Genomic DNA, 25,666 nt, shown 5'->3' with positions numbered 1-25,666 from the left:
AGCCTCCCGGTCCAGCGTGTCCGCGGTAGTCGTGCGCAGAAAGGCAGTACATGTCCGCGTGGGAAGTGGCCGAGGAACGGGCCAGGGCGATGATCGGCCGCCCGGAACACCGGGATCTGGGGGTCGTACGGGCCGAGGACGCGGCGGAGTTCGCCCGCGCGGCCGGGGAGACCAGCCCGCGGCTGATCGATCCCGGCCACCCCGGATTCACCGTCCATCCGCTGTACGTGGCGAGTCTGCTGCGCGGCGCGGGCGGCGCCGACCGGGGCGAGTTCCGGCCGGACGGGATGTACCGCGACGAGGTCCCGGGCACCGACGGCCTGGACGTACGGCTGATGGCGGGTGGCCAGGAGGTCCGGTTCACCGGCGAGGTGCGGGCGGGCGACCGGATCGGGGTCCGCCGTGTCCTCACGGACGTCGTACGCAAGGGCAGCGGTGCCCCGTTCCTGCTGCTGACGGTCGAGAAGACGTACACGGCGGAGCGGTCCACGCTCGCCCGGGTGCGGGAGAGGTTCATCGTCCGATGAGTCCGATGAAGGTGCACACGGGCCAGCCCGTACCACCGGTGGAGTTCACCCCGGACGCCGTCACGCTGCTGCGGTTCGGGGCGGTCACCCGCAACGCCCACCGCATCCACTACGACACCGGGTTCGCGCGGTCCGAAGGGCTGGACGGCCCGGTCGTCATGGCGCAGTTGCACGGCTGTCTGATGCACCGCGCCGCCATGGCGTTCGCCGGGCCGGACGGACGGGTGTTGGAGGTCGAGTGGCAGAACCGGGCACCGGCCCTGGCCGGGGAGCGGCTCGTGGTGAGCGGATCGGTCGGCGCCGTCGATCCGGCGACGGGGCGGGTCACCCTGGATCTGGTCGAGCACGGTGGGCGGGGCGATGTGGTGTGCTGCCGGGGTCGGGCCGTGGTCCTGATGGGGTGAACGGCCCCGCCCCGGCGGTGAACAGCCCCGCCACGCCGCGGGACCGTTCAGCCGAGGTCGCGTCAGTCCAGGTCGAGTCAGTCCAGGTCGACTCAGCCGAGGTCGACTCAGCCCAGGGCGACTCAACCCAGGTCGAGGACCACCTTGCCCACCGCCTCCCCGGACCGCAGCCGTGCCACGGCCTCCGCCAGCCCGTCGATGCGATGGCGCTCGACGGGCAGGGTCAGCTCGCCGGAGGTGAGGTCGCCGAGCAGCCGCTGGGTGTCGGCGGCCACTTCCTTCCCCCGGGTCATCAGGTTCACGGGCAGCAGCGACACATCGGCGAGGAGGAAGTCGGCCAGGTCCACGGTGAACTCACGGCCGGCGGTGTAGCCGACGAGGGCGACCCGGCCGCGCGGGCGCACCAGCGGCAGGGAGTCGCGCAGGACCGGCCCGCCCACGGTGTCGACGACGACGTCCACCTGGCCGCCGATCGCGTCGGCGGAGAGGTCGGCGGCGAGCAGCGCCTTGGCGGGGGCCGGTACATGCGGCAGTTTGGCGGTGCGGCCCACCACACCGATCACCTCCGCCCCGGCCCGGGCCGCGAGCTGCACGGTGAGCGCGCCCACCGCACCGGCCGCCCCGGTCACCAGGACCCGCTCCCCGGGCTGGACGCCCGCCACGGTGTGCACCGAGGCCCACGCCGTGCCCGCGGGGGAGAAGAAGCTACAGGCCAGGGCGGGGTCCGTACCATCGGGCACGGCCTCCACGGCGGCGTCCGGGACCAGTGCGTGGCCGCCCCAGGTGCCGTCACGGCGCAGTCCGAGTGCCTTGCCGCTGAGGCGGACGAGGCTCCCCTCGGGGTGGGTGTCGGAGGCGACGACGATTCCGCTGCCCGCGGTTCCGGGCACCGACGGCAGGTCGGGGAGGATACCGAACTTGCCGTCGATGACGTTCAGGTCGAGGTGGCTGACGGCGGCCGCCTCGATCCGCACCAGGGTGTGGCCGGGGCGTGGCTCGGGTACCGGCCGCTCGACGAGCCGCGGCAGGGTGCCGAACTCCTCCAGCACCAGGGACTGTGACGTCGGGTGGCTCACGTTTTCGCTCCGTATCACGGGCTCACGGCCCGGTTCGGCGAGGGGCGGACCCGGCGCACGCTAGACCGCGCCACCCGGTCCGCGCACCGGGCGGGGTCCGCTCAGCGGGACGCACCGCCGCGGCCGCCGTCCGGTCGCCCGCCGCTGTCCGGTCGCCGCACCGTCCGGTCGCCCCGCCGTCCGGTCGCCCGCCGGGGAGACGCGGTCTGCTCAGTGGACCGGATCCCTTGGGCGGATCCGCGCCGGGCCGGATGCTCGGGTCCACCGAACACCGGCAGCAGGAGGACACGCACGATGACGGTCGAGGACTCTCCCGACACGGCCACCCCCGTCCGGAGCCGCCGCGGAAAACCGGCCGAACCCGGCCGCCAGGACTGGTCGTCCTGGCCCCACTACGACGGTGCGGCCGCGGGCTTCCGCGGCTACTGGTACCCGGTCACCTGGTCCAGCCAGATCACGGGCAAGCCGCTGCCGTTCACCGTCTGCGGCGAGCGGATCGCGCTGATCCGCGACAACGGCACCGCGTACGCCCTGCACAACCGGTGCCCGCACCGCGGTGTGCCGCTGTCGGAGGGCAATCAGCAGTTTCCCGGCACGGTCAGCTGCCCGTACCACGGCTGGACCTTCGACCTGCCCACCGGGCGGCTGGCCGCGGTCATCACCGACGGCCCCGGGTGTCGGCTGACCGGGAAGCTGGGCGTGCGCACCTATCCGGTCGAGGAGCGCCTCGGGATGGTGTGGGTGTACATCCCGATCGCCGACGAGGAGCCGCATCCGATCGACTCCCAGCTGCCGGAGGAGCTGGTCGGCAACGCGTTCGTGATGGGCGGACGGATCGAGCCGCGCGGTGGCAACTGGCGGTTCGCCTGCGAGAACGGCTTCGACGAGGGCCACGCCAAGTATCTGCACCGCACGGCCCTGTGGCGGCTGTTCAAGCCCATGCCGACGTGGAACATCACCCGGATCGTGCCGCGTGGCCGCTGGATCTTCCGGGTCCAGGACGAGGTCCACTGGGACGCCGAGTACCCCGGGGTGGGCCGCTGGACCAACAAGCGCTGGTGGAAGATGCAGCCGCCGAAGGAGACCTTCAACATCGGCAACACCGGCAAGGCCGACCAGGTCGACCCGACGATCGAGGCCCAGGAGTTCCCCGGCTTCGCCTCCCTGTCGATGCCGGGTGTGCTGCGCATCGCGTACCCCAAGTTCATCCACTACGAGTTCTACGTGCCGGTGGACGAGGACAACCACCGCTACGTCGGGGTGATGGTCAACTTCACCGAGGGCTGGGACACCCTGCGCTTCTACGCCAAGTACCTCGGGGCGATCCGCTGGCTGTTCCACGGCCAGTTCTCGGGCCAGGACGCGTGGATGGTCGATGTCACCGACGCGCCGCCGGAGAAGCTCTACCGGCCCGACATCTCGCTCACCGCCTGGCGGAACCTCAGCGAGGAGGAGTACGGCAAGAAGCTGGCCGCGGTCGACGGCGCATCCGCATCCGCATCCGCATCCGAAGAGAAGGCATGACATGTTCCGTACCCTGTTCACCCTGTTGCTGGGCGCGGCGATCGCCGTCGGTATCCCGCTGGCCACGAAGCGCGTCGCGCGGACCACGATGACCCAGGTCCACAGGATCAACCAGTGAGCGCCGAGGGCCTGGCGGGCCTGGACGAGCGGCGGCGCTCCTGGGCGCTCGACGCCGCCCGCCACATCAGCGCCGACCGGCTCCGCGAACTGATCACGGGGCTGGTGGACATTCCCAGCCCCACCGGCGACGAGGGTCCTCTGGCCACGCACATCGCGGACACTCTGCGCGCCACCGGCTGCCACGCCGCCACTCAGCCCCTCGACGACCGGCAGGCCAACGCCTGGGCGCGGCTGACCGGCGACGGCACCGGCCCCGACCTCATGCTCTACGCCCCCATCGACACCCTGACCGTGGGCGAGGAGAGCGAGGACGTGCCGTGGATCGGCCCGGAGCTGCGGGAGGACATGCGGCCCGCCGCCACCGTCTACGAGGACCTGGTGACCGGGCTCGGCGCCTCCAATCCCAAGGGGCACGCGGCATGCGTGATGATGGCCGTCGAGGCGATCTCCCGGGCCGGTGTCCCGCTCACCGGTGACCTGGTGGCGGCCTTCGGCGCGGGCGGGATGCCCACCAACGCCCGGCCGGTGGGGGCGCGCCACAACACCGGCCAGGGCGTGGGGTGTTCGTTCCTGCTGGAGCAGGGCGTGTGGACCGACTACGCGGTCATCGCCAAGCCCGGCTGGACCGTCTCGTGGGACGAGGTCGGACTGGTCTGGTTCGAGGTGACGGTCGGCGGCACCCACACCTACGCGGGCTCCCGCCACCGGCTCCCGTACGACAACGCCATCGCCCGCGCCGGGGAGGTGGCCGCGTATCTGGAGAAGTGGTTCGAGGAGTACGCCGAGCGGCACACCTCGGGCACGGTGGCACCACAGGGCATCGTCTCCTCGATCCGTGGCGGCTGGCCGCGGATGGCGGCGGTCACCCCCGCCGTGTGCACCTTGATGGTGGACCTGCGGATCAGCCCGGACACCACACCGATGCGGGCCAAGCGGGAGTTCATGGACGCGCTGGCCGCCCTGCGGGCCGCCTCGCCCGGTCTCGACGTCCGGGCGGAGATGGTGCTGGCGATCCCCGGCACCCGCACCCCGCGCGGGTCGTGGATCCACCGCAGCGCCACGGCGGCCTGGGAGGCGCTGGAGGGACGTGCGCACGAGGTGATCGCCGGGAACAGCGGTGCCACCGACGCCAACATCCTGCGCGGCCGCGGCATCCCCACGGTGCGCGTCGGCATGCCCAAGGTGGCGGAGGCACCCTTCGAGATCGACTTCGCCCGCGGCATGAACACGGTGTCGCTCCGGGCCATGGAGAGACTCACGCGCCATCTGATCCGCACGGCCGTGGACACCGTCACCCGGTCCCGCGCCGAGGTGGCCGAGGCCGAGGAAGGAGCCGTGGCATGACCGAGATCGTGCTGGGGGTCGGCGCGTCGCACAGCACGCTGATGAACACCCACTGGGAGGAGACGTACCACAAGGACCGCGCCGAGCGGTTCCGGGACGCGCTCGGCGAGGCGCGCGAGGCGCTGGCCGCGGCCCGCCCCGACACGGTGGTCCTGATCGGCTCCAACCACTTCCGGGGGTTCTGGCTCGACCTGATTCCCAGCTTCACGCTCGGCGTCGACGAGTGTCTCGCCAGCGGCGAGTCCGGCACCCCGAAGGGCCCGCAGCCGGTGGACCGGGAGCTGGCCCTTTACCTGGCCGGCGCGCTGGTGGAACGGTCCGGTTTCGATGTGGCGTTCTCCGCCCGGCTCCAGATCGACCACGGCCAGTCGCACGCCGTCCAGTACTTGCTCGACGGGCTCGACGTCGACCTCGTACCGCTGGTGGTGAACGTCTTCGCGCCCCCGCTGCCCACGCTCGACCGCTGCGAGCGGCTGGGCCGGGCGATCCGCGAGGCGGTCCTGGCGTTTCCCGGCGACCGCCGGGTGGCGGTCATCGGCTCCGGCGGGCTCTCCCACCGGCTGCCCTGGCCGGACTGGCGCGACCCGCACGGCGAGGACGAGGAGTTCATGGTCAGCGCCTGGACAGACGGCCGGAAGAACTGGCAGGACTACGACGCCCGGCGGCGCGAGATCATCCGGGCCGCCGAGGCGGCGCTCAACCCGGAGTTCGACGAGGAGTTCCTGTCCTGGCTGGAACGCGGACAGGCCCGCCGCCTCACCGAGTACACCACCGCGGACCTGGAGAAGGTGGCGGGCAACGGCGCACAGGAGCTGCGCACCTGGCTGCTGATGGCCGCGCTGCTCGACCACGCCCCGGGACGGCGTCTGGCCTACGAGCCGATGCCCGAGTGGCTCACCGGCATGGGGGTCGCCGTGCTCGACCCCGCGCAGACACAGAACAGCGAAAGGCAGTCATGAGCATCTGGACCGAGCTGTCGGGCATCGACTACCGGCACGCCTATGTGAAGACCGGCGACATCACGACCCGCGCGCTCCAGGCCGGCCCGGAGGACGGCGAGCATGTGGTGTTCCTGCACGGCACCACCGGCCACCTGGAGGCGTTCGTACGGAACATCCCGGCACACGCCGAGCGCTACCGCTGCCACTCCATCGACATGCTCGGCCACGGCTACACGGGCAAGCCCGACCGCCCGGGCGAGATCCCGGCGTACGTCGAGCACCTGATGGCCTATCTGGACGCGGTCGGCGCCGAGCGCGCCCATCTGGTCGGCGAGTCGCTGGGCGGCTGGGTGGCGTCGTGGGCCGCGAGCGAGCACCCGGACCGGGTCGCCTCCCTCCAACTGCTCTGCATGGGCGGCACCAAGGTCAATCCGGCGGTGATGGAGCGGCTGAAGAAGTCCACCCGCAGCGCCTCCCTGGAGGACGACACCTCCTTCACCCGGGACCGGCTGCGGCTGCTGTGGGCCGACTGGGACGAGGAGCTGGGCGAGGAGCTGACGCGGATCCGCTACGAGATCTACCACCACCCGGACTTCCAGCGGAACCTGCACAATCTGCTGGCGCTCCAGGAGACCGAGACCCGCGAGCGCAATCTGCTGCGGCCCGACCGCATGGCCCGGATCAAGGCACCGACGCTGGTGGTCTGGGGCAACAAGAACCCGTTCGGGGACGTACCGGAGGCCGAGGCCATCGCGACCGCGATCCCCGGCGCCCGGCTGGAGATCTTCAACGAGTGCGGTCACTGGCCGCAGCACGAGAAGGCGGATCTGTACAACCCGCTCAGCCTGGAGTTCCTCGCCGCGTCCTCCACCACCTGATCGTGAGGTGCCTGCCATGACCGTCGTCCCCATCGACCACGCCACCAGAGCCTGTCCCGACTCGATGAACTCCGTCCTCGGCAAGGTCCGGTCCATCCTGGAGGCGTTCACGCCCGACGACGACTCGCTGTCGCTCGCCGATCTGGTGCGCCGTTCGGGCGTGGCGAAGGCGACCGTCCACCGGCTGTCCCAGGAGCTGGTCGCATGGGGGCTGCTGGAGCGGGCGGGCTGCAACTACCGGCTGGGGCTGCGGCTGTTCGAGATCGGGCAGCGGGTGCACCGGCAGCGGATCCTGCGCGAGGTGGCGCAGCCGTACATGGAGGATCTGCTGCTGGCCACGCGGGAGACCATCCACTTCGCCATCCACGACGGGCTGGACGTGGTGTACCTGGAGAAGATCCTGCCCCACCGGGGGCTGAGCGAGGAGTCGCGGGTGGCGGGGCGGCTTCCGCTGTACTGCACGGCCACCGGCAAGGCGATCCTCGCCCACTCCCCCGGCACCCTGTTCGGCGAGGTGGTCAGGAGCGGCCTCAAGCCGTTCACCCGCCACACCATCACCTCGCCCGGCCGGCTGCGCGGCCAGCTGGACCGCGTCCGTGAGCAGGGCATCGCCACGGAGGCGGAGGAGGTGCGGCTCGGCTACATGAGCATGGCGGTACCGGTCTTCGGGCGGCAGAACACCCTCGCCGGGGCCCTGTCGATCACGGCGCCGACCTACCGTGTGGACGCGATCGCCCACGCCAGCGCGCTGCGTACGGCGGGCCTCGGCATCAGCCGCTCACTGAGGTCGGCGCTGTGACGGCTCCGGTCGTGTCCTCGCCCGCCCTGGAAGAGGTGCTGGCACGGGCAGGGGAGCTGATCGACCGGTGGCGGGACGAGGACTGCGGCACCCCGACGGTCAAGGACTTCTGCCGTTACGCCGCCGCCCTCAACGACGGCGGGTACATCCGCCGGGCCCGCGCCCTGGAGGCGGACGGCCGGCCCGTCGAGGCGCCCGCCCTGTTCCTCGCGGCCACCATGAGCTGGGAGGACGGCCCGACGGAGGACGAGCTGCGGCCGGATGGCCTGGCACGGCGGGAGTCGCCGTGCACCGAGGGCCTGCCGGTGCGCCAGGTGCACGGCGGCCAGTCGGTGCGCCTGGTCCGGCCCCCGGTGGCGGGTACGCGGGTCACGGCGGCCCGCGCGGTCGTCTCCGCGCGGCACAAGCGCGGGCGGTCGGGTGAATTCGTCCTGCTGGGGGTCCGCACCCGGTTCCTGTCCCCGGACGGGAGCGAGCTGGCGGCCGTGGACGAGACGATCGTGGTGCTCGACGCCACCGGAGGTGACCGATGACGGCGCCCGCTGTCGGGGCGGAGTGTCCACCGCGCCGCTACGCCCACACCAGTGTGCAGCTGTTCCGCTTCAGCGCCGTGTCGTGGAACGCCCACCGGATCCATTACGACGCCGCGTACGCGGCCACCGAGGGGTTTCCCGGCGCCGTCGTGCAGTCCACGCTTAACGGCGAGATGCTCAGCCGGCACGCCCTGGAGTGGGCCGGGCCGGGCGCCCGGCTGGAGTCGGTGGCCTGGCGCAACGTCGCCACGGCGGTGGCCGGTGAGCGGCTGACCTGGGCCGCGACGGTGTCGTCGGTCGAGGGCGCGCGGATCCGGCTCGACGCGCGCATCCTCAAGGCGGACGGCTCGGAGTGCGTGACGGGGACGGTGGAGGTGACGCGCGCCGGGTGACGGCCCGGGGCGTCCGGGCGCGGGAGCGGTGGCGGTCAGGGCTGCGGGGGCCTTGGGTGCCACCGCTTCCGCGTGTCCGGGGTGCGGCGGCCGAACGGGTTCCGCGGCGCCGTCCCGGCAGGCGGACCGATTCCATTGGACCGTGATCGCGGTCTGCCTACGCTCCTCGACCATGAGCGTTCTCAACGATGAGCCGGTCGCCGCGGAGGACGCGGCGGTGGTCGAGACGGACATCCTGATCATCGGCGCCGGACCGTCGGGCCTGTACGGCGCGTACTGCGCGGGTTTCCGGGGCTTGCGCGTGGCCGTGATGGATGTGCTGCCCCAGCGGGGCGGCCAGATCAGCGCGATGTATCCGGAGAAGCCCATCTTCGACATCGCCGGATTCGCCTCGGTGCGCGGTCGCGACCTGGTGGACAGCCTGGTGGCGCAGGCGGAGGCATACGGCACCCGCTATCTCCTCGGCCACCGCGCGGTGGCGCTGGACCACGACGGCGACGGACTGCCCGTGGTCCGCAGCGACCGCGGGACGGCGGTACGGGCCGGGGCCGTCGTGATCACCGGAGGGGTGGGGACCTTCACCCCGCGCCCGCTCCCGGCCGGGGAGGACTTCCTCGGCCGCGGTCAGGTGTACTTCGTGCCCGACCCCACCGCACACGCCGGTCACGACGTGGTCGTCGTCGGCGGTGGCGACAGCGCCTTCGACTGGGCGGCCCTGCTGGCCCCCGTGGCGCGCTCGGTCCGTCTGGTGCACCGCACCGCCCGGTTCCGCGCCCACCGCGCGTCGGTGGAGAAGGTCCAGGCGCTCGGCATCGACATGCTCACCGACTCCGAGGTCAGCGGCCTGTACGGCACCGCACACCTGGAGGAGGTCGAGATCCGTCACCGGATCACCAAGGACACCACGCGTCTGACGGCACAGACCGTGGTGGCGGCGCTCGGCTTCCTCGCGGACCTCGGGCCGCTGCGGGACTGGGGCCTGACCCTGCGGGCGCGCCGGATCGCCGTGGACACCCGTATGGCCACCAATCTGCCCCGTGTCTTCGCGGCCGGCGACATCACCGACTACCCGGGCAAGGTGCGGCTGATCTCCGTCGGCTTCGGCGAGGCCGCCACGGCCGTCAACAACGCCGCCACGGTCATCGACCCGGAGGCGGCCCTGTTCCCCGGGCATTCCACCGAGAAGGAGAACTGACATGGCCTACGTCATCGGCGCGTCCTGCGTGGACATCATGGACCGGTCCTGCATGGAGGAGTGCCCGGTCGACTGCATCTACGAGGGCGAGCGCAAGCTGTACATCAACCCGGTGGAGTGCATCGACTGCGGCGCCTGCGAGGTCGCCTGCCCGGAGCAGGCGATCACCGTGGACCGGAAGGCGGACCCCGAGCACCGCGCCGACAACCGGCGGTTCTTCGAGGAGGTCCTGCCCGGCCGGGACGCCCCGCTGGGCACCCCCGGTGGCGCCGGGGCGGTCGGCCCGCTGGGTGTCGACACGGCCCTGGTGGCGGGCGGTTGAGCGGACCACCGGCCGCGGGATCGGGTCGCCCCGCCGAATTCCGACCCCTCCGACCATTCCTGCCAGGCCAAAAGATATCTATATTGGCCATCCTCAGCACACATGGCGGCCTTGATCGAGGCACACCGCCAGGCGAGGAGGGCATGTCGTGACGACTGCGGCGGTACCTCGTGGCAACGGCGAGGAAGCCGGGCCGGACGGGCGGTCCCCCAAGTCCGTCCTCGGCAAGGTCGGGCTGATCCTGTCGGCCTTCGGCGACGGCGACCTCTCCCTCAGCCTCACGGAGCTGACGGCGCGCACCGGGGTCGCCAAGGCCACGGTGCACCGGCTGTGCCAGGATCTCGTCGCCAGTGAGCTGCTGGAGCGGGACGGCTCCCACTACCGGCTGGGCCTGCTGCTGTACGCGATCGGCCTGCGCGCGCCCCGGCAGCGCACCCTGCGCCACGCGGCGCGGCCGGTGATGGAGAACCTCGCGCAGGCCCTCGACAGCCCCGTGAGCCTGTCCGTGCCGAACGGCACCGACCTGCTGTGCATCGACAACGCCGGCCGCCACCGCAACCGGGCCGGTGCCTCGATCGGCGGACGGCTGCTCCAGCTGCACAGCACGGCCCCGGGAAAGCTCACCCTGGCCATGCTGCCCGACCAGTACCCGCTGGCGCGGCTGGCCCCCCGGATGCGCCGGATGACCGCCCGCACCCTCACCGCCGACCGGCTCCCCGGCGAACTCGCCCGCATCCAGGAGCAGGGCTACGCCACCGACTCCGAGGAGCACCGCCCCGGCTACTCCGCCGTGGCCGTGCCCATACGCGGGCCGAGGGACGGCGCCTACCTGGGCGCGCTGTCGGTCGTCGCCGCCACGGCCCGCCACAACGCCCCCCGTACGCTGGCGGCGCTGCGGAACGCCGCGGAGGCCGTCACCACCCGTCTCGCGGTGATCGAGGCGTACCGGACCGAGCCGTAGCCCTCAGTCGACGAGCAGCCGGGCCGTCCCCCTCTCGCCAGGACTTCGTACGCACCCTGCGCAGCCGGGGCCTGAACGAGCGGCGGGTGCTCTTCCGGCACGTCCCGCGCAACGCGGCGCCCCCGGTGCTGACCGCGCTCTCCCGGCGGGCATCGTACGGCTGCTGGCCGACATGGCCGGGACGGGCGAGTAGGCGGACCGCTTCCGGACGGATCCGGAAGCGGGACCGTTCTCGTGGCGGGTGTCAGACCACCGGGGCCGGGTAGGTCGGGTACTCCACCCCGGAGACGTGCTGGACGACGCGGATGACCTGGCAGGAGTAGCCGAACTCGTTGTCGTACCAGAGGTAGAGGATCGCGTTGTCGCCCTCGACCTTGGTGGCGCCCGCGTCGACGATCGAGGCGTGGCGCGAGCCGATGAAGTCGTTGGAGACCGCGTCGGGAGCGCTGATGAAGTCGATCTGACGCTTGAGCGGCGAGGTCAGGGACACCTCGCGCAGATGGTCCAGGACCTCCTCGCGGGTGGTCTCGCGCGCGAGCTGGAGATTGAGGATCGCGATCGAGACGTCCGGCACCGGGACGCGGATCGAACTGCCGGTGATCTTCGCCTTGAGGTCGGGCAGGGCCTTCGCCACGGCGGAGGCGGCACCGGTCTCGGTGATGACCATGTTGAGCGGCGCCGAGCGGCCGCGTCGGTCGGACTTGTGGTAGTTGTCCAGCAGGTTCTGGTCGTTGGTGAACGAGTGGACGGTCTCCACATGGCCGCGCAGCACGCCGTACTCGTCCGCCATCGCCTTCAGCGGCGGGACGATCGCGTTGGTGGTGCAGGAGGCGCAGGACAGGATCTGCTCGTCCGGCTTGATCGTGTCGTGGTTGACGCCATGGACGACGTTGGGGACATCGCCCTTGCCCGGCGCGGTCAGCACCACCTTGTCGATACCGGGGCGCAGATGCTGGGACAGCCCTTCGCGGTCGCGCCACTTGCCGGTGTTGTCGATGAGGATGGCGTCCTTGATGCCGTACGCCGTGTAGTCCACCGAGGCCGGGTCGTCGGCGTAGATCACCTTGATCTCGTTGCCATTGGCGATGATCTTGCTGTTCGCCTCGTCCACGGTGATCGTGCCCTGGAACTGGCCGTGGATGGAGTCGCGGCGCAGCAGCGAGGCCCGCTTGACGATGTCCTCACCGGCCCGCCCACCGCTCCCGCGGACCACGATGGCGCGCAGCCGCAGACCGTTGCCGGACCCGGCCTTCTCGATGAGCAGACGGGCGACCAGCCGCCCGATCCGTCCGAACCCGTAGAGGACGACATCGCGTCCTTCACGGCACTCGATCTTGTTGGCCCCGGTGGCCCCGGCGACGGCCTCGGCGGTGAACTCCTCGACGGAGAGACCGCGGTCATCGGCCCGGTGCGCCTCGGCGAGCAAGCCGATGTCGATCTGGGAGGGGCCGAGGTCCAGCGCGGTGAGCGCGCGCAGGAACGGCAGGGTGTCGGTGACCGAGAGCTCCGCACCGGCGATCTGGCGGGCGAATCGGTGGGTCTTGAGGATGCTGACGACCGACTTGTTCACCAAGGAGCGGCTGTGCAGCAGGACCGTGACGTCCCGCTCCCGATGCAGCTTCCCGATGAGGGGGATCATCGACTCCGCGATCTCCTCGCGGTGCTTCCAATTGGTGAACGAGTCCTCGTTGAGAGTCACAAGTTTATCTTTCGAGCTAGGTGGCGCTCATATGCTAGCTCCCCAGGTCATGGCGGGCGGCGGCGCCCCCGGCCAGCCGCACCACGCGGGCTCCCGGCACGGCTCCCGCACGCTGACCGAATGGCACGCGGGGCGCCTGGCCCCCGCCACCGCCCATGCGCCGCGACCGATCGCGGCGAGCCGAGGCCGCCACGGGGGCACCCCTTCTCTTTCGTATACCGCCGGTCATTCCCTGATGAATTACGACACGGATATCAGCCGTAAAATAGCGACTTAGTGGGCGTCGTTTTTCGGACAGCGTTCATGATGAAACTTACCATTAACAGGAATTTACCAGTGAGAAATACCACTCCCCCAGTGATCAGCGTTCGGTAGCGATCCCGCTCCGGGGAGGTAGATGGTTTTCACAGGCAACCATCTCCCGCTGAGTGAAAGGGATGATCACTGTGTGCGGCATCACCGGCTGGGTCTCCTACCGTCGCGATCTGACCTCCCACCGCCAGGTCCTCGACACCATGACGGAGACGATGGCCTGCCGGGGCCCGGACGCGGCCGGAGCGTGGGTGACCGGCAGGGCGGCGCTCGGACACCGGCGGCTGGCCGTCATCGACCTGCCCGGCGGGGCGCAGCCCATGGTCGTCGACACGGCCGACGGCCCCGTGAGCATGGTCTACTCCGGTGAGGCGTACAACTTCACCGAGCTGCGGGACGAACTGCGCCGCAGGGGCCATGGCTTCACCACCGACTCCGACACCGAGGTCGTTCTGCGCGGCTATGTCGAATGGGGCGAATCCCTCGCCGAGAAGCTGAACGGCATGTACGCCTTCGCCATCTGGGACTCCCGCACCGAGAAGCTGGTGATGATCCGGGACCGGATGGGCATCAAGCCGTTCTACTACTACGAGACCGACGACGGCGTCCTGTTCGGATCCGAGCCCAAGGCGATCCTCGCCAATCCGCTCGCCGCCCCCGAGGTCGGCCTGGACGGGCTGCGGGAGATCTTCTCCTTCGCCAAGACCCCGGGCCACGCGATCTGGAAGGGCATGAAGGAGCTGCGCCCCGGCCATATCGCCGTCGTCGACCGCAATGGACTTCGCGAGCAGGCGTACTGGCGTCTGGAGGTCTCCGAGCACACCGATGACCAGGAGACGACCGTCGCCCATGTGCGGGAGCTGCTGGAGGACATCATCGCCCGTCAGCTCGTCGCCGACGTGCCCCGCTGCACCCTGCTCTCCGGGGGGCTCGACTCCTCGGCGATGACCTCGCTCGCCGCCCGCAAGCTCGGCGAACACGGCGAGACCGTCCGCAGCTTCGCCGTGGACTTCCCCGGGCAGGCGGAGAACTTCCGCGCGATCGACGTGGCGCCCAGCGTCGACACGCCGTATGTGCACGCCGTCGCCGAGCATGTGAAGTGCGACCACCGGGACATCGTGCTCGACGGCTCCGCGCTGTCCGACCCGGCGGTAAGGCAGGCGGCCATCGCGGCGAGGGATCTGCCCATCGGGCTCGGCGACCGGGACAACTCGCTCTATCTGCTGTTCAAGGCCGTTCGCGAACAGTCGACCGTGGCCCTGTCCGGCGAGTCGGCCGATGAGGTCTTCGGTGGCTACCCGTGGTTCCACGACGAGCGGCGCGAGGCCGACACCTTCCCGTGGCTCGCCGGAGGACTGACGCTCGGCGACACCAAGAGCCTGCTGTCCCAGGACCTCACCGAGAAGCTCGACCTGGACACCTATCTGCGTGACCACTACCTCAGCGCCCTGGACGAAGTCCCGCTCAAGGACGGCGAGACCGGTCTGGAGAAGCGCATGCGGCAGGTCTGCTATCTGCATCTCACCCGCATGGTCAACACCCTGCTCGACCGCAAGGACCGGATGAGCATGGCCGTCGGCCTGGAGGTCAGGGTGCCGTTCTGCGACCACCGCCTCGTCTCCTATGTCTTCAACACCCCCTGGTCGCTGAAGACGTTCGACGGGCGGGAGAAGAGCATCCTGCGCGAGGCCACCCGCGATGTGCTGCCCGAGTCGGTGGCCAACCGCAAGAAGAGCGGTTACCCCGGCAGTTTCGACCCCGCCTATCTCGCCGCCATCAGGCGGCAGGCGGGCGACCTCATCACCTCCGGACACCCGGCCCTCGAGCTGTGCCGCACCGAGACGCTGCGGGAGGCGCTCGACGCACCGGCGGAGGTCATCACCACTGAGCAGCGCGCCACCATCGAACGCGCCCTCGACCTGGCGACATGGTTCGACCTGCGCAAGCCCGTCATCACGATCGACTGATCCACACACCTCACGAGGGACGGGCATCCGGGCCGCCGGGTGCCCGTCCCTCGTCGCGTGGCCGCTCAGCCCCGTCGGTCCCGCCCGGCGCGGCCGTGAGGTAAGTGGTGATCATCGCGACGAGTTCGTTCTCCAGCCGCTTGGTGTCGATGGAGTCCGGCGCCGCGATGAGCTGGTGGACGACGAGCTCGACCGTGGCCACCACGAGCCGGGCGGCGACGTAGGTGTCCTCGACCCGGACCTCGGGATGGCGCTCGAGCAACTCCTGGGTGTAGGCGACCCGTTCCCGCTCATGCCGGGCGATCTTCTCGAGCAACTCGGGCGACCGCGGCCCGTGTTCCATCATGACGCGGAGCAGCTGCGGGTCGTCGAGATGGTTCGCGATCACGGGGCGCGCGAAACCGCGGATGATCTCTTCCATGGAGTCGGGCTCGTCCTCGTCCTGGCGGCTCCTGATGGCGTCGCCCCCGGCGTCGAGGTGACGGATCAGCAACTCGGCCAGTATCGCGTCCTTGTTCGGATAGTACTGGTACAGCGAGCCGATCGAGATCCGCGCCCGCTCGGCGATGCGATTGGTGGTCCCGGCGGCATAGCCGTACTCCGCGAAAACGTGAGCAGCGGCGGTGAGGATGCGCTGCCGGGTGAGCTCGGCCCGGGCCTGGCGTGGCTGTTTACGTGGCTGAAGTCCGCGACCGCCGGTCGTCATGACACCTCCTGCACAGCGCCCCGAAAGCGAGTGGCGCGAGACCTGAGTAATTGCTCACAATAGTGCCATGAACTGCGACGGAGCGGTGAGCCACCGTCGTCGGCAGCGGCGCGGGAGGTGACCGGCACGGGCCCGCGCGCTCCGCTTCGCCCCTTCCGGAAGGAGTCCTCATGACGCAGACGAGCACCCGCCCCCGGCGGTTGTCGCCGGCCGAGGTCCACGCCCTGCTCGGGGAGCCCGAGGGCATGGTCAAGGCCAAGATCCAGGACCACATCGACGAGTATTTCCGCCTCTTCATCGCACACTCCCCCTTCGTGTCCATGGCCACGGCGGACGCGGCGGGGCGCGCCGACTGCTCCCCCCGTGGCGACTACCCGGGGTTCGTGAAGGTCCTCGACGACCACACGCTCGCGATTCCCGACCGCCCCGGCAACAAGATCGCCGACTCCTTCCGCAACCTCGCCGAGAACGACGGGATCGGGCTGCTCTTCCTCATCCCCGGGCTGCGGGAGACCCTGCGGGTCAACGGCCGCGCCTACCCGACCGACGACCCCGATGTGCTCGCCAGGATGCAGACCGAGGCCAAGGATCCGGTGCTGGCGATCGTCGTCGAGGTGGCGGAGGCGTACTTCCACTGTGGTCGCGCGCTCATCCGCTCCCGGCTGTGGGATCCCGCGAGCCAGGCCCTCGCCGACGAGATCCCGTCGGTCGGCGAGATCGCCACCGCCCAGTTCGGGATGGACATCGACCCGATGGCGCTCACCCACGCTCTCGAAGAGGGCTACCGGAAACTCTACTGACCACGGCACAAGGTGAATCAACGATGCAACAGACCGTCGTCGACCACATCGAGCGGGTCGCCGAAGACGTCGTCTCCCTCGTCCTGCGGGGCACCACCGGCCCGCTGGCGCCCTGGGAGCCGGGCGCCCATATCGACCTGGCGCTGCCGAACTGGCTGACCCGGCAGTACTCGCTGTGCGGAGACCCGGCGGACCGGGAGTCCTACCGCGTCGCGGTACGGCACGACCGCCTCAGCCGGGGTGGTTCGGAGTACGTCCACCGGTTTCTGCGCCGGGGCCGCGCCCTCGATGTGTCGCTGCCGCGGAACCACTTCCCGCTGCTCCCCGCGCCGGAGTACCTCTTCCTCGCCGGTGGGATCGGCATCACCCCGATCCTGCCGATGCTGCGGGCGGCGGCCGCGTCGGACGTCCCGGCGTCGCTCGTGTACCTGGGGCAGTCGGTGGAATCCATGCCCTTCGTCGACGAACTGCGCTCCTCCTACGGCGATCGGGCGCGGATCGTGGCCACGCGGCAGCAGGGCAGGCCGGACTTCGCGGCTCTGGCATCCGCGCTGAGCCCCGGTGGGGTGGTGTACGCCTGCGGCCCCGGGCCGATGCTCGCCGCGGCGGAGGACGCGTTCCCCGCGGGGCGGCTGTACGCGGAGCGGTTCCGCCCGGCGCCCAGGGCGTTCGCGCCCAACACGGCGTTCGAGGCGGTGTGCGCCCGGTCGGGGCGGACGCTCCAGGTGCCCGACGACGAGTCGCTGCTGGACGTCCTGAACCACGCCGGATTCCCCGTGGCGTCCGGATGCCGCGAAGGCGTCTGCGGCAGCTGCGAAGTGACCGTGCTCGACGGCGAACCCGAACACCGGGACGACATAGGCGCCCCCGCGGGCCGGATGTACACCTGTGTCTCCCGCGCCCTCTCCCCGCGGCTCGTCGTGGACCTGTGACCAGGCGGCGAGCGGCCCCCAACCCAACGCGAGGAACGCATGTTGCCCAAGATGCGCACGCCCGAATCACGGCAGATGATCACGCTGGAGGTGCGCCGGAACACATCGCTGACACCCGCCTTCTCGACCATCACCCTCGGCGGACCCGAACTGGAGCATCTGAAGCCGATGGGCTTCGACCAGATGGTGCGACTGTTCTTCCCCCGCGAGGGGCAGGACGGGCTGAGGATGCCCAAGCTCTCCAGCGACGCGTGGATGGCGGAGTTACTCCTGCTGCCGAAGTCACGCCGACCATGGGTGCGCAACTTCACCATCCGGCGCACCCGGCCCGAACTCGGCGAGGTGGACATCGAGTTCGCCCTGCACGGCGACACCCCGGCCACCACCTGGGCCCGGCACGCCCGGCCCGGAGACCCGGCGGGCATCTTCGACATGGGCATGAGCTATCTGCCACCGGCCCATGCCGAATGGCAGCTGCTCGTCGGGGACGAGAGCGCCGTACCGGCGATCCTCTCCATCCTCGAGGACGCTCCGGCCTCGCTGGTGGCGGAGGTCTTCCTGGAGGTGCCCGGGACCGCCGACATCCGTGACGACATCACCGCGCCCGAGGGGGTACGGGTGCGGTGGCTGGCCCGGGACGGCGCGGGCACCCTGCCCGGCGGGCTGGCCCTCGACACGGTCCGGACGTCGTCCCTGCGGCCGGGCCGGTTCTACACCTGGGTCGCCGGAGAGGCCGGACTGGCCACCGGGCTGCGCCGCCATCTGGTGCGCGACCGCGGTGTGCCGAAGCCGGACATCGCGTTCTTCGGTTACTGGCGGCACGGCCGCTCCAGCCCCGGCTGAGAGCTCACACCGGTGGCCGCGGGTCGTACTGGATGCCACGCCGCACCTGCCGTGCGCGCTCGGGCGAGGCCAGCCTGGCGACCAGGTGAAGGGCCATGTCGATACCGGCCGAGACCCCCGCGGAGGTGATCAGGTCACCGTCGTCGACGAACCGCTCTTCGGGCCGTACGTCGATCGTCGGGTCGAGCTCGGCGAGCCGGTCCAGCGACGCCCAGTGCGTGGTCGCGGGGCGCCCGGCCAGCAGTCCGGCCGCCGCGTAGACCAGGGAGCCCGTGCACACGCTCGTCATCAGGGGAACGGATCGCCGCTGGGCCCGTACCCACTCCAGGTGCTGATCGTCCCTTAGCTGGGGCCGGGTCCCCTGGCCGCCGGGGTGCAGCAGCACATCCAGCGCGGGCAGGTCGGCCATCGCGTGATGGGCCGCGACGGTGAGCCCCTTGGCGCAGGTCACTGGGTTGCCATCGGCGGAGAAGCAGAACACCTGCCATCCGTCCTCCGCGAAGTTGCGGGTCCAGTAGGACAGCACCTCCCATGGGCCGATGGCGTCGAGTTCCTCCACGTCCGGGAACAGCAGGATTCCGATCTTCCGCGTGTCTTCCTGGGCCATGCCGCGATCCAATCAGACCCACCCCCGCTCGGCCACGGATTTCGCCGGGGGCGAGGCCGCCGATCGAGGCCGCCGATCGAGGTCGGCGGCCTCGCGGTGCCGCGTCGCGGTCGCGGTCGTAGTCGTAGTCGCGGTCGCGGTCGGGGTCGGGGTCGGGGTCGCGTTCAGTACGCCACCGGGCGGTTCTCCCGCGCCCAGAGCTGCTCGGCTTCGCTGCGCGCGGGAGGGGGCCACATCCCGTCGATCATCCACAGGTCCCGGGGCGTCTCGTCGACGTGGAACTCGCAGTGCAGCCCGCGGTCCCGGGTGTGCGGGGCGAGCAGGCGGTTGAGCCCCTCGGTGCCCTTCTTCCTCACCTCGGGGTCCGTCAAGTGGCGGGCGATGTGCTCGACCACGACCCGGACGGTGTTGTCCGACGGCTCCCCGCCGACCAGGAACGAGGACGCGGGGACCTCGTGGAAAAGGGTGACGACGTAGAACTTCGGCAGACCGACCCGGGTGTAGTACTCCGTGACGTCCGCGGCGAACTGCCGCTTCTGCTCCGCTGAGTAGGCGTCGACCGGATGGTAGACGTGCCACAAGGGCATTGCTCTCTCCTTCAGGACGAGTGAAGACGAGTGAAGACGAACGGTGGTGACGAGCGGCTGTCCGCGGCGAGCGGTCAGCCTCCGAGACGAACGGTGAGGCCCTCCACCGGCCCGGCGAGCGCCGCCTTCATCTGCCGGGTCACGTCGTCGACGAGCACCTCGTCGCCGCCGCTCTCGACGCCGTCCAGGACCGCCTCCACGACCTCGGCCGGGGAGATCTTCTGACTCGGTATCCCGGCGACCATGTCGGTGTCGGCGAGCCCGAGGTGCACCCCGACCACCTGGGTCCCCTGCTCCGCCAGCTCTATCCGGAGAGAGTTGGTGATCGACCACAGGGCGGCCTTGGAGGCGCCGTAGGCGGCCGCGCCGGCGCCCCAGGACAGCACGGAGTGCATGTCGACCAGCGCACCGCCGCCCCGCGCGGCGAGGACCGGGGCGAACGCACGGGCCACCCGGAGGGGTCCGAACACGTTTGTCTCGAACGTGGCCACCACATCGGCCATGTCCGCCGTCAGCAGCGGTGAGGGCAGGAGCACTCCCGCGTTGTTGATGACGATGTCCACATCCGTGGCCCGGGCGGCGAGAGCGGCCACCGCGTCCGCGTCGTTGACATCGAGGGATACGGCCTCCACCCGCGGGTCCTCGCTGGGGCTGGGCTTTCGCGCCGTCGCGTAGACCTTCGCCGCCCCGCGCCGGAGCAGCGCCTCCACATACGCCTTGCCGATGCCACGTTGACCTCCGGTCACCAGCACCACGGAACCATCGATCGCGACCATGTCGGGTCTCCCTGTCGAACGTGTTGTCGAACGTGTCGAATCGCGCGCACGAACCGGCAAGGGACGGTGACCCATGAGGTCGCCGCCCCGCGGCGCACTGAAATAGATTATTAGCATCATCTAAAATGGGCCGCAAATATCATCGACGCGGTACCGGCATCCGGTACCCCAGTCCGGCACCACACGCAGAAGGAAGTACCGACCATGCCCCGAGCATCCCGAGCCGAGGCCGAACGCCACCGCGAGCAGGTGATCGCGGCCACCGCGGAGCTGGTGCGCGCCCACGGCGTCGACAAGGTGAGCGTGCCGCAGGCGATGGCGGCGGCAGGTCTGACCCACGGCGGCTTCTACCGCCACTTCGCCTCGAAGGACGACCTGGTCGCCCAGGCGTGCTCGGCGGCGTTCGCCGAACGCCTCGCCGACATGACGGAGCCCCCCGAGGGCGAGGACACGAGCGGCGCCCGGGCCGCCTTCCTGGCCACCTATCTGTCCGCCCGGCACCGCGACAACCCCGGACTGGGGTGCGCAGCCGCGGCACTGGCGGTGGACGCCGCACACGCGGAGCCCGGCGACCCGCTCAAGGGGGCCTACCTCGAGGGTGTGCGCAATCTGATCGGCGGGATGGAGCGCAACGCGCGGACGTCCGGAGACACGGCGGCCGACGAGAAGTCCGTGCTCGTCGAACTGTCCACCATGGTCGGGGCGTTGGTGCTGGCACGGGCCTGCGCGGGCGACGATCTGTCGGACCGCATCCTGACCGCGGTGCGCGAGCACGTCCTCGGCGCGTCTGAGCACACCCCTGACGGGAAGGACGCGTCCGAAGCCGCCGGGTGAGGCGTGCTCGCGTCAGGGGTTCGGACTCACCTGGTGCCCGCCCGCCGGCGGCGGGCCCAGGCGCGGATCTACCGCCCGAGCGCCGAGGACAACCGCTCCGCGAGCGGCTCGCCGTCGAGGAGGGCCAGCAGCTCGCCGACGGTCGGCCCGGTGGCGGGGCCGTGGCGGGTGACCGCGAAGGCGGCCGCCGCGTTGGCACCCCGTACGGCGCTGCTCAGGTCCAGTCCGTGGCCGAGGAGGGCCAGGAACGCTCCCGTATGGGCGTCGCCCGCGCCGTTGCTGTCGACCGCGGTCACCCGGCGGCCGGGGATATGCGCGGGCTCTCCGCCGGGCGGGACCAGCCAGCAGCCGTCCGCGTCGGCCCGCAGCAGCACACCGGTGCGCGGGCCCAGCCGGGCGGCGAGCGCCGCCGCGGCCTCCCGGGCGTCGTCGCGGCCGGTCAGCAGCCGCCCCTCGCGCTGGTTGCAGCTGACCCAGTCGCAGCGCGCCAGAACGGGCTCCAGCACCTCCTCCGGGATCTGGTCGGCCAGCGGGCCCGGGTCGAGGAAGACCCGGGTGTGCTCCGGCAGCCGTGCCACGAGCGAGGCCAGGACCGGGCCGTTCACCGGGTAGGCGAGGCCGTATCCGGAGATCTGCACCAGGTCGCCGGGGCGCAGCGCCGCGAGCACGGCCGTCGCATGAGCCTCCGTCAGCCGGGCCTCGGCGCCGAGGCTGGTGGCGAAGGTGCGCTCGCCACCGCCGTCGACGAAGGCCACGCAGAAGCCGGTGTCCTCCTCCGTGACCGGGTCCAGCGGCACCTCGATGCCTTCCCGGGCGAGGTCCGCCCGCACCCGGTCGCCGAACGGCCCGGTGCCATGGGCGCCCGCGTACACGGCCGGCAGCCCCAGGCGGCGGGCGGCGGTGAGGACGTTGAATCCGCCGCCCGTGGTGAGGGTGGTGTCCTGGGAGACGATGTCGCCGCCGCGTTCCGGCAGTGCGGGTACCCGCATCACCAGGTCGACGATGGCGTTGCCGAGCAGGACCAGCCGACCGCCCGTGGCCACGCCGGAGGCGCCGGGGACGCCGTCGTGGCCGCTCATGAGAGCTCCCGCGCGGCCGGGGCGGGCAGCACCTGCTGCTGGGGCGGCTGTGCGGACGCCTCCTCGCGGACGGTGCCGTCGAGCCGGCGCAGCAGGGCGTAGACGGCGGCCGCGAGCACCAGGGTCACCACCCAGCCCAGCCCGTTGGAGCCGATCCAGCTGTGGGCGAGCGGCCCGGAGAACCACACGTCGGTGGCGCTGGTGCTGGCCTCGGTGAACAGCAGGCCCACCACGATGGCCGCCGCCCAGGCGATCATCGCGGCCCAGGCGACCCCGCCCCGGAACCAGTAGCGGCTGGAGCGGCCGACGTCCATCAGGGCCGCGCCGTCGTAGGACCGGCGGAGTATCAGGTCGACCGCGAAGACACCCACCCAGGCGTTGATGGGGACGGCGAGGAGGGTGAGGAAGGTGATGAACGGGCCGTAGAAGTCCTTGGCGATCAGGATGAAGTAGATCCCGCCCGCGAAGGTGACGACCACGTCCAGGCCGACGGCGAGGGTGCGCCGGACCCGTATCCCCAGGGTGATCATGGTGAGCCCGGCCGAGTAGACGGACAGGTGGTTGGAGAGCAGCAGTCCGCCGAACGCGGCGATCAGATACGGGATGGACATCCACGACGGCAGCATCGTGTTGATGGCCGAGACGGGGTCGGAGGCCGAGGCCAGATCGGGTTCACCCGCCGCGAGGAGCGAGCCCAGCGAGATCAGCACCACCAGCGGGATACCGGCGCCGAAGGCGGAAGCGGCCACCAGCCTGCCGCCGGGAATCCGGCGGGGCAGGTAACGGGCGTAGTCGGCCCCGGTGTTGGCCCAGCCGATACCGGTACCCGCGGCGATCATGCCGACGCCCACGACCATCGAGCTCACCGGGCCGACCTGGGTGTGGAAGACCTTGCCCCAGTCCACGGTGGTGGCGAGGAAGCCGATCACCACCAGGTTGAGCAGACCGAAGACATAGCTGGCCCACCTGTTGATCCACATGATGGTGGCGTGGCCCAGGCCGCTGATCAGCAGGGTGCAGCCGATGAAGACCAACAGGCACACCACCGTGAGGACGGTGTTCCGCCGGATGCCGAAGGCGGCGTCGAGCAGGGCCAGAAGGGCGAAGGCGGCCGTGGTGGTGTTGATGGTCTCCCAGCCGAGCCGGCTCATCCAGGTGACCAGCGTGGGCCCCGCGTTGCCACGGACCCCGAACACCGCGCGGGAGAGGGTGAGGGCGGGCGCTCCGCCCCGCTTCCCGGCGATGCTGAGGGCGCCCACCAGGGCGAAGGAGCCGAAGGACCCGAGGATGGCCACGACGGCCGCCTGCCAGATGTTCAGGCCGCGGAAGCTGACCAGCGCCGCGCCGAGCGGCAGACCGAGGATGCTGATGTTCGCGGCGAACCAGGTCCAGAACATCTGGCTCGCGTGGCCGTGGCGCTCGGCGTCGGGAACCGGCTCGATGCCTCTGGTCTCAACGGAGCCGACGCGGTCGTTCTCTGAAGCCGCCATGGTGGTACCTGTCTTTCTGTCCGGGGGCGCTCCGGTGCGGATGTGGGGGCGGGGGTGTGGGTCATTCGGCCGTGTCGGCGCGGAGCGTGAGCAGGGCCTTGGCCAGCGGTTCCAGGTCGAGGTCGTTGACCGAGCGCAGGGTGGTGAGGGCGTCGTCGGGCAGGGCGGAGGCCCCGCTGACGGCACCGGCTATGGCGCCGGCTATCGCGCCGATGGTGTCGCAGTCGCCGCCGAGGTTGGCCGCCAGCAGGCAGGCCCGCCATGGCTCGCCCTCGGCGAGGGCCAGCACGGCGAAGGCGGCGGGGACCGACTCCTGGCTGGCGACGCTGGTGCCGACCAGGTCGCAGACGCGGTCCAGGGCCTGCCGCTCGGGCAGTCCGCGGACCAGCTCCACGGCCCAGCCGATGCGGGCGGCGATATCGGCCCCGGCGACCCAGTGGCCGCGCTCGGCACCGGCCGCGGCCGCCGTGATCGCCGCGCCGAAGGCGTCCTCCAGGTTTCCGCCGCCGATGCCACGGCTCACCGCGGCGGCCACGGCGGCGGCGGAGGCGATGCCGATGGAGGTGTCATGGGTGACCTGGCACGCCTCCGCGACCCGGTCGAGGAAGGGCTCCAGGGGTGTGTCGGGGAAGGCGACGCCGACGGGGGTGATCCGCATGGCCGCGCCGTTGGTGGCACCGGCCTTGCCCGCCTCCTCCGGCGGTACGCCACGGGAGACGGCCTCCAGCGCGGCCTTGGTGGAGGGGCCGAGCAGATCGAAGGAGCCCTTGGCCTTCATGGCGCGCTCCCACTCCAGGAGCTCGTGCGCGAGCCGCAGCGGATCGATCCGGCCGCCGGACCCGGTCAGCAGCCGGCCGACGATGACGGCCTGGTCGGTGTCGTCCGTGACCGAACCGGCGGGCATTCCGGCGCTCACCGGGTTGTCCTCCGGGCCGGGTTCGAAATCGGTGACGGTGCCGAACCGGGCGACGATGGACCGCCGGGACATGATCTGGGTGGGCATACCGAGGGCGTCGCCCATCGCCAGGCCGTAGAGGGCGCCGAGCGCGCGGTCGTGCTGGTGGTTCATCGGGACTTCCTGTTCGGTGCGCGAAGGCGGTACGTCGGGCTGGGGCGGGCACGGTCCAGGGCTCATCGGGGCTGTTTCCTCGCGGATGCCTCATCGCCGCTGCCCAGGGCCGTCTCGTCGGGGCTCTCGCCGAAGCCGAGATGCAGCTGGAAGCGGGCGGGGTCCAGGAGGCTGGTCACCTGCTCGACGATCCGGCCATCGGCCCCGCGGCTGACCCGGCGGGTGTTGAGCCAGACCTCGCCCACCTGGCGGCGGAGCAGACTCGCCTCCTCGGTGGCCAGTTGGCGCACGGACGCCCACTCGTCCCCGTGCGTGGCCCGGATGCCGACCGCGGCGAGGGTCTTGGTCAGCGAGCCGTCGAGGAGCCCGCCGAGCGGGACATCGGCCAGGGCCGGGACCATCGGAACCCGGCTGCGCTCCAGCGCGACCGGAGTGCCCTCCGGCAGCACCCGCAACCGGTCGAGCGCCATGAACTCGGCCCCCTCGATGCCGAGTTCACCGGCCAGCCGGGCATCGCGCACCGCTTCGAGACGGAGCACCTCGGTGGTGACCTGGGCTCCCTGGTCGGCCAGCGCCCTGGTCCACCCCAGCCGGTTGTCCAGCAGTCCGCCGTCGAAGGTGACGAACGAGCCGACGCCCGCGTGGGTGGAGATCAGCCCTTGCTTGCTGAGCTCGTCCAGCGCCTGGCGGACGGTGGCCCTGCTGACCGCGAAGCGCCGGGTGAGCGCGTGTTCGCCGGGCAGCCTGCTGCCCGGCTCCAGGGCGCCACTGTGGATCTCGCGGGCCAGGACGCGGGCGATGCGCTGATGCTTGAGGACCTGTTTAGGCATGTCCGGAAGTTAGCCATACATGTTCAGTCCTGTCTAGAGTCGCAAGCACTCCCATCGGGAACTGATCGCCTGTGGTCCGGGAAAGCCGAGGGCAGCGGGGACCGATGACAGCGGGAAGG

The 25,666-nt window shown here is 71.1% G+C and carries 27 protein-coding genes; 17 read left to right on the top strand and 10 right to left on the bottom strand.

All coding sequences use genetic code 11. The features are described 5' to 3' along the window. The first annotated feature begins 50 nt into the window (after nucleotides 1–50). Nucleotides 51–527 carry an FAS1-like dehydratase domain-containing protein gene (locus ABD329_RS21270; protein WP_198275099.1) on the top strand — a complete coding sequence of 159 codons (477 nt, stop codon included), beginning with the start codon at nucleotides 51–53 and terminating at the stop codon, nucleotides 525–527. 5 nt (nucleotides 528–532) lie between these two features. After that, nucleotides 533–931, top strand: a complete 399-nt coding sequence (locus tag ABD329_RS21265; RefSeq protein ID WP_246618132.1) for a hotdog family protein — start codon at nucleotides 533–535, stop codon at nucleotides 929–931. A 122-nt stretch (nucleotides 932–1,053) separates the two neighbouring features. Here the strand turns inward: ABD329_RS21265 and ABD329_RS21260 are convergent, their stop codons facing one another. Then, the gene (locus ABD329_RS21260; RefSeq protein WP_198275101.1) at nucleotides 1,054–2,007 is read right to left on the bottom strand and encodes a quinone oxidoreductase family protein; all 954 of its coding nucleotides are present in this window, start codon (nucleotides 2,005–2,007) and stop codon (nucleotides 1,054–1,056) included. A gap of 294 nt (nucleotides 2,008–2,301) precedes the next feature. On the opposite strand from ABD329_RS21260, the gene ABD329_RS21255 reads away from it, so the two are divergent. From ABD329_RS21255 to ABD329_RS21210, 10 genes are all read left to right on the top strand, one after another. Continuing rightward, nucleotides 2,302–3,531, top strand: a complete 1,230-nt coding sequence (locus ABD329_RS21255) for an aromatic ring-hydroxylating oxygenase subunit alpha (RefSeq protein ID WP_198275102.1) — start codon at nucleotides 2,302–2,304, stop codon at nucleotides 3,529–3,531. Nucleotides 3,532–3,645: 114 nt separating this feature from the next. Then, nucleotides 3,646–4,995 carry a peptidase dimerization domain-containing protein gene (locus ABD329_RS21250; protein WP_198275103.1) on the top strand — a complete coding sequence of 450 codons (1,350 nt, stop codon included), beginning with the start codon at nucleotides 3,646–3,648 and terminating at the stop codon, nucleotides 4,993–4,995. Next, nucleotides 4,992–5,954, top strand: coding sequence for a DODA-type extradiol aromatic ring-opening family dioxygenase (locus ABD329_RS21245; protein WP_198275104.1), 963 nt, complete (start codon nucleotides 4,992–4,994; stop codon nucleotides 5,952–5,954). Before ABD329_RS21250 ends, ABD329_RS21245 begins: the two co-directional genes overlap by 4 nt. Continuing rightward, nucleotides 5,951–6,814, top strand: a complete 864-nt coding sequence (locus ABD329_RS21240) for an alpha/beta fold hydrolase (protein WP_198275105.1) — start codon at nucleotides 5,951–5,953, stop codon at nucleotides 6,812–6,814. The genes ABD329_RS21245 and ABD329_RS21240 overlap by 4 nt, the downstream gene beginning before the upstream one ends. A gap of 16 nt (nucleotides 6,815–6,830) precedes the next feature. After that, nucleotides 6,831–7,613 (top strand): IclR family transcriptional regulator, encoded by a 783-nt coding sequence (locus ABD329_RS21235; protein WP_198275106.1) that lies wholly within the window; start codon nucleotides 6,831–6,833, stop codon nucleotides 7,611–7,613. Continuing rightward, complete coding sequence (locus tag ABD329_RS21230; RefSeq protein ID WP_198275107.1) at nucleotides 7,610–8,146, top strand: MaoC family dehydratase N-terminal domain-containing protein; 537 nt, start codon at nucleotides 7,610–7,612, stop codon at nucleotides 8,144–8,146. Before ABD329_RS21235 ends, ABD329_RS21230 begins: the two co-directional genes overlap by 4 nt. Continuing rightward, nucleotides 8,143–8,538: a hotdog family protein gene (locus tag ABD329_RS21225; protein WP_198275108.1), complete on the top strand. Its 396-nt coding sequence runs from the start codon at nucleotides 8,143–8,145 to the stop codon at nucleotides 8,536–8,538. The genes ABD329_RS21230 and ABD329_RS21225 overlap by 4 nt, the downstream gene beginning before the upstream one ends. Before the next feature lie 172 nt (nucleotides 8,539–8,710). Beyond that, the gene (locus tag ABD329_RS21220; protein ID WP_198275109.1) at nucleotides 8,711–9,733 is read left to right on the top strand and encodes an NAD(P)/FAD-dependent oxidoreductase; all 1,023 of its coding nucleotides are present in this window, start codon (nucleotides 8,711–8,713) and stop codon (nucleotides 9,731–9,733) included. A 1-nt stretch (nucleotide 9,734) separates the two neighbouring features. After that, nucleotides 9,735–10,055: a ferredoxin family protein gene (locus ABD329_RS21215; protein WP_198275110.1), complete on the top strand. Its 321-nt coding sequence runs from the start codon at nucleotides 9,735–9,737 to the stop codon at nucleotides 10,053–10,055. Nucleotides 10,056–10,203: 148 nt separating this feature from the next. Then, nucleotides 10,204–11,016, top strand: a complete 813-nt coding sequence (locus ABD329_RS21210; RefSeq protein ID WP_198275111.1) for an IclR family transcriptional regulator — start codon at nucleotides 10,204–10,206, stop codon at nucleotides 11,014–11,016. 244 nt (nucleotides 11,017–11,260) lie between these two features. On the opposite strand, the gene ABD329_RS21205 is transcribed toward ABD329_RS21210, so the two are convergent. Continuing rightward, the gene (locus tag ABD329_RS21205; protein ID WP_198275112.1) at nucleotides 11,261–12,715 is read right to left on the bottom strand and encodes a glyceraldehyde-3-phosphate dehydrogenase; all 1,455 of its coding nucleotides are present in this window, start codon (nucleotides 12,713–12,715) and stop codon (nucleotides 11,261–11,263) included. Nucleotides 12,716–13,161: 446 nt separating this feature from the next. On the opposite strand from ABD329_RS21205, the gene asnB reads away from it, so the two are divergent. Next, nucleotides 13,162–14,994, top strand: a complete 1,833-nt coding sequence (gene asnB / locus ABD329_RS21200; RefSeq protein WP_198275141.1) for an asparagine synthase (glutamine-hydrolyzing) — start codon at nucleotides 13,162–13,164, stop codon at nucleotides 14,992–14,994. 10 nt (nucleotides 14,995–15,004) lie between these two features. Here asnB and ABD329_RS21195 read toward each other — a convergent pair whose 3' ends face one another. Beyond that, entirely contained in the window at nucleotides 15,005–15,700 is a 696-nt protein-coding gene (locus tag ABD329_RS21195) for a TetR/AcrR family transcriptional regulator (RefSeq protein WP_198275113.1), read from the bottom strand. Between the two features lie 170 nt (nucleotides 15,701–15,870). On the opposite strand from ABD329_RS21195, the gene ABD329_RS21190 reads away from it, so the two are divergent. Genes ABD329_RS21190 through ABD329_RS21180 form a run of 3 tightly spaced genes read left to right on the top strand, consistent with a single transcriptional unit; the run spans nucleotide 15,871 to nucleotide 18,275 of the window. Continuing rightward, nucleotides 15,871–16,500, top strand: a complete 630-nt coding sequence (locus ABD329_RS21190; RefSeq protein ID WP_198275114.1) for an MSMEG_1061 family FMN-dependent PPOX-type flavoprotein — start codon at nucleotides 15,871–15,873, stop codon at nucleotides 16,498–16,500. Between the two features lie 23 nt (nucleotides 16,501–16,523). Then, a complete protein-coding gene (locus ABD329_RS21185; RefSeq protein ID WP_198275115.1) occupies nucleotides 16,524–17,432 on the top strand; it encodes a PDR/VanB family oxidoreductase in 909 nt (302 codons plus the stop codon). 51 nt (nucleotides 17,433–17,483) lie between these two features. Then, nucleotides 17,484–18,275 carry a siderophore-interacting protein gene (locus ABD329_RS21180; RefSeq protein ID WP_246618133.1) on the top strand — a complete coding sequence of 264 codons (792 nt, stop codon included), beginning with the start codon at nucleotides 17,484–17,486 and terminating at the stop codon, nucleotides 18,273–18,275. A gap of 4 nt (nucleotides 18,276–18,279) precedes the next feature. On the opposite strand, the gene ABD329_RS21175 is transcribed toward ABD329_RS21180, so the two are convergent. The 3 genes from ABD329_RS21175 to ABD329_RS21165 form a co-directional block, all read right to left on the bottom strand. Beyond that, a complete protein-coding gene (locus tag ABD329_RS21175) occupies nucleotides 18,280–18,882 on the bottom strand; it encodes a DJ-1/PfpI family protein (protein ID WP_198275117.1) in 603 nt (200 codons plus the stop codon). Nucleotides 18,883–19,046: 164 nt separating this feature from the next. After that, entirely contained in the window at nucleotides 19,047–19,469 is a 423-nt protein-coding gene (locus tag ABD329_RS21170) for a tautomerase family protein (protein ID WP_198275118.1), read from the bottom strand. Nucleotides 19,470–19,543: 74 nt separating this feature from the next. Beyond that, on the bottom strand, nucleotides 19,544–20,245 hold the full coding sequence (locus ABD329_RS21165; RefSeq protein WP_198275119.1) for an SDR family oxidoreductase: 702 nt from the start codon (nucleotides 20,243–20,245) through the stop codon (nucleotides 19,544–19,546). Nucleotides 20,246–20,449: 204 nt separating this feature from the next. Here ABD329_RS21165 and ABD329_RS21160 point away from each other — a divergent pair, with 204 nt between their 5' ends. Then, nucleotides 20,450–21,079, top strand: a complete 630-nt coding sequence (locus tag ABD329_RS21160) for a TetR/AcrR family transcriptional regulator (protein WP_198275120.1) — start codon at nucleotides 20,450–20,452, stop codon at nucleotides 21,077–21,079. 68 nt (nucleotides 21,080–21,147) lie between these two features. Here ABD329_RS21160 and ABD329_RS21155 read toward each other — a convergent pair whose 3' ends face one another. The 4 genes from ABD329_RS21155 to ABD329_RS21140 all read right to left on the bottom strand — a co-directional run bounded on the left by ABD329_RS21155 (nucleotide 21,148) and on the right by ABD329_RS21140 (nucleotide 25,547). Beyond that, nucleotides 21,148–22,158, bottom strand: a complete 1,011-nt coding sequence (locus ABD329_RS21155) for a PfkB family carbohydrate kinase (RefSeq protein WP_198275121.1) — start codon at nucleotides 22,156–22,158, stop codon at nucleotides 21,148–21,150. Continuing rightward, nucleotides 22,155–23,648 carry a purine-cytosine permease family protein gene (locus ABD329_RS21150; RefSeq protein WP_198275122.1) on the bottom strand — a complete coding sequence of 498 codons (1,494 nt, stop codon included), beginning with the start codon at nucleotides 23,646–23,648 and terminating at the stop codon, nucleotides 22,155–22,157. Before ABD329_RS21150 ends, ABD329_RS21155 begins: the two co-directional genes overlap by 4 nt. Nucleotides 23,649–23,709: 61 nt before the next feature. After that, complete coding sequence (locus ABD329_RS21145) at nucleotides 23,710–24,717, bottom strand: ADP-ribosylglycohydrolase family protein (protein ID WP_198275123.1); 1,008 nt, start codon at nucleotides 24,715–24,717, stop codon at nucleotides 23,710–23,712. Nucleotides 24,718–24,779: 62 nt separating this feature from the next. Next, a complete protein-coding gene (locus ABD329_RS21140; RefSeq protein ID WP_198275124.1) occupies nucleotides 24,780–25,547 on the bottom strand; it encodes a GntR family transcriptional regulator in 768 nt (255 codons plus the stop codon). Between the last annotated feature and the right edge of the window lie 119 nt (nucleotides 25,548–25,666).

It is taken from the genome of Streptomyces javensis (genome assembly GCF_039525925.1).
Lineage (GTDB): Bacteria > Actinomycetota > Actinomycetes > Streptomycetales > Streptomycetaceae > Streptomyces > Streptomyces asiaticus.
The sequence above is the reverse complement of the archived record's forward strand: the minus strand, read 5'-3'. Positions and strand labels throughout refer to the sequence as shown.

Coding starts and splice junctions, on each gene's coding strand:
- ABD329_RS21215 (WP_198275110.1), top strand. CDS start 9,735: ATGGCCTACGTCATCGGCGCGTCCTGCGTGGACATCATGGACCGGTCC.
- ABD329_RS21245 (WP_198275104.1), top strand. CDS start 4,992: ATGACCGAGATCGTGCTGGGGGTCGGCGCGTCGCACAGCACGCTGATG.
- ABD329_RS21180 (WP_246618133.1), top strand. CDS start 17,484: ATGCGCACGCCCGAATCACGGCAGATGATCACGCTGGAGGTGCGCCGG.
- ABD329_RS21140 (WP_198275124.1), bottom strand. CDS start 25,547: ATGCCTAAACAGGTCCTCAAGCATCAGCGCATCGCCCGCGTCCTGGCC.
- ABD329_RS21190 (WP_198275114.1), top strand. CDS start 15,871: ATGACGCAGACGAGCACCCGCCCCCGGCGGTTGTCGCCGGCCGAGGTC.
- ABD329_RS21195 (WP_198275113.1), bottom strand. CDS start 15,700: ATGACGACCGGCGGTCGCGGACTTCAGCCACGTAAACAGCCACGCCAG.
- ABD329_RS21185 (WP_198275115.1), top strand. CDS start 16,524: ATGCAACAGACCGTCGTCGACCACATCGAGCGGGTCGCCGAAGACGTC.
- ABD329_RS21145 (WP_198275123.1), bottom strand. CDS start 24,717: ATGAACCACCAGCACGACCGCGCGCTCGGCGCCCTCTACGGCCTGGCG.
- ABD329_RS21240 (WP_198275105.1), top strand. CDS start 5,951: ATGAGCATCTGGACCGAGCTGTCGGGCATCGACTACCGGCACGCCTAT.
- ABD329_RS21170 (WP_198275118.1), bottom strand. CDS start 19,469: ATGCCCTTGTGGCACGTCTACCATCCGGTCGACGCCTACTCAGCGGAG.
- ABD329_RS21150 (WP_198275122.1), bottom strand. CDS start 23,648: ATGGCGGCTTCAGAGAACGACCGCGTCGGCTCCGTTGAGACCAGAGGC.
- ABD329_RS21220 (WP_198275109.1), top strand. CDS start 8,711: ATGAGCGTTCTCAACGATGAGCCGGTCGCCGCGGAGGACGCGGCGGTG.
- ABD329_RS21175 (WP_198275117.1), bottom strand. CDS start 18,882: ATGGCCCAGGAAGACACGCGGAAGATCGGAATCCTGCTGTTCCCGGAC.
- ABD329_RS21160 (WP_198275120.1), top strand. CDS start 20,450: ATGCCCCGAGCATCCCGAGCCGAGGCCGAACGCCACCGCGAGCAGGTG.
- ABD329_RS21265 (WP_246618132.1), top strand. CDS start 533: ATGAAGGTGCACACGGGCCAGCCCGTACCACCGGTGGAGTTCACCCCG.
- ABD329_RS21225 (WP_198275108.1), top strand. CDS start 8,143: ATGACGGCGCCCGCTGTCGGGGCGGAGTGTCCACCGCGCCGCTACGCC.
- ABD329_RS21255 (WP_198275102.1), top strand. CDS start 2,302: ATGACGGTCGAGGACTCTCCCGACACGGCCACCCCCGTCCGGAGCCGC.
- ABD329_RS21235 (WP_198275106.1), top strand. CDS start 6,831: ATGACCGTCGTCCCCATCGACCACGCCACCAGAGCCTGTCCCGACTCG.
- ABD329_RS21155 (WP_198275121.1), bottom strand. CDS start 22,158: ATGAGCGGCCACGACGGCGTCCCCGGCGCCTCCGGCGTGGCCACGGGC.
- ABD329_RS21270 (WP_198275099.1), top strand. CDS start 51: ATGTCCGCGTGGGAAGTGGCCGAGGAACGGGCCAGGGCGATGATCGGC.
- ABD329_RS21165 (WP_198275119.1), bottom strand. CDS start 20,245: ATGGTCGCGATCGATGGTTCCGTGGTGCTGGTGACCGGAGGTCAACGT.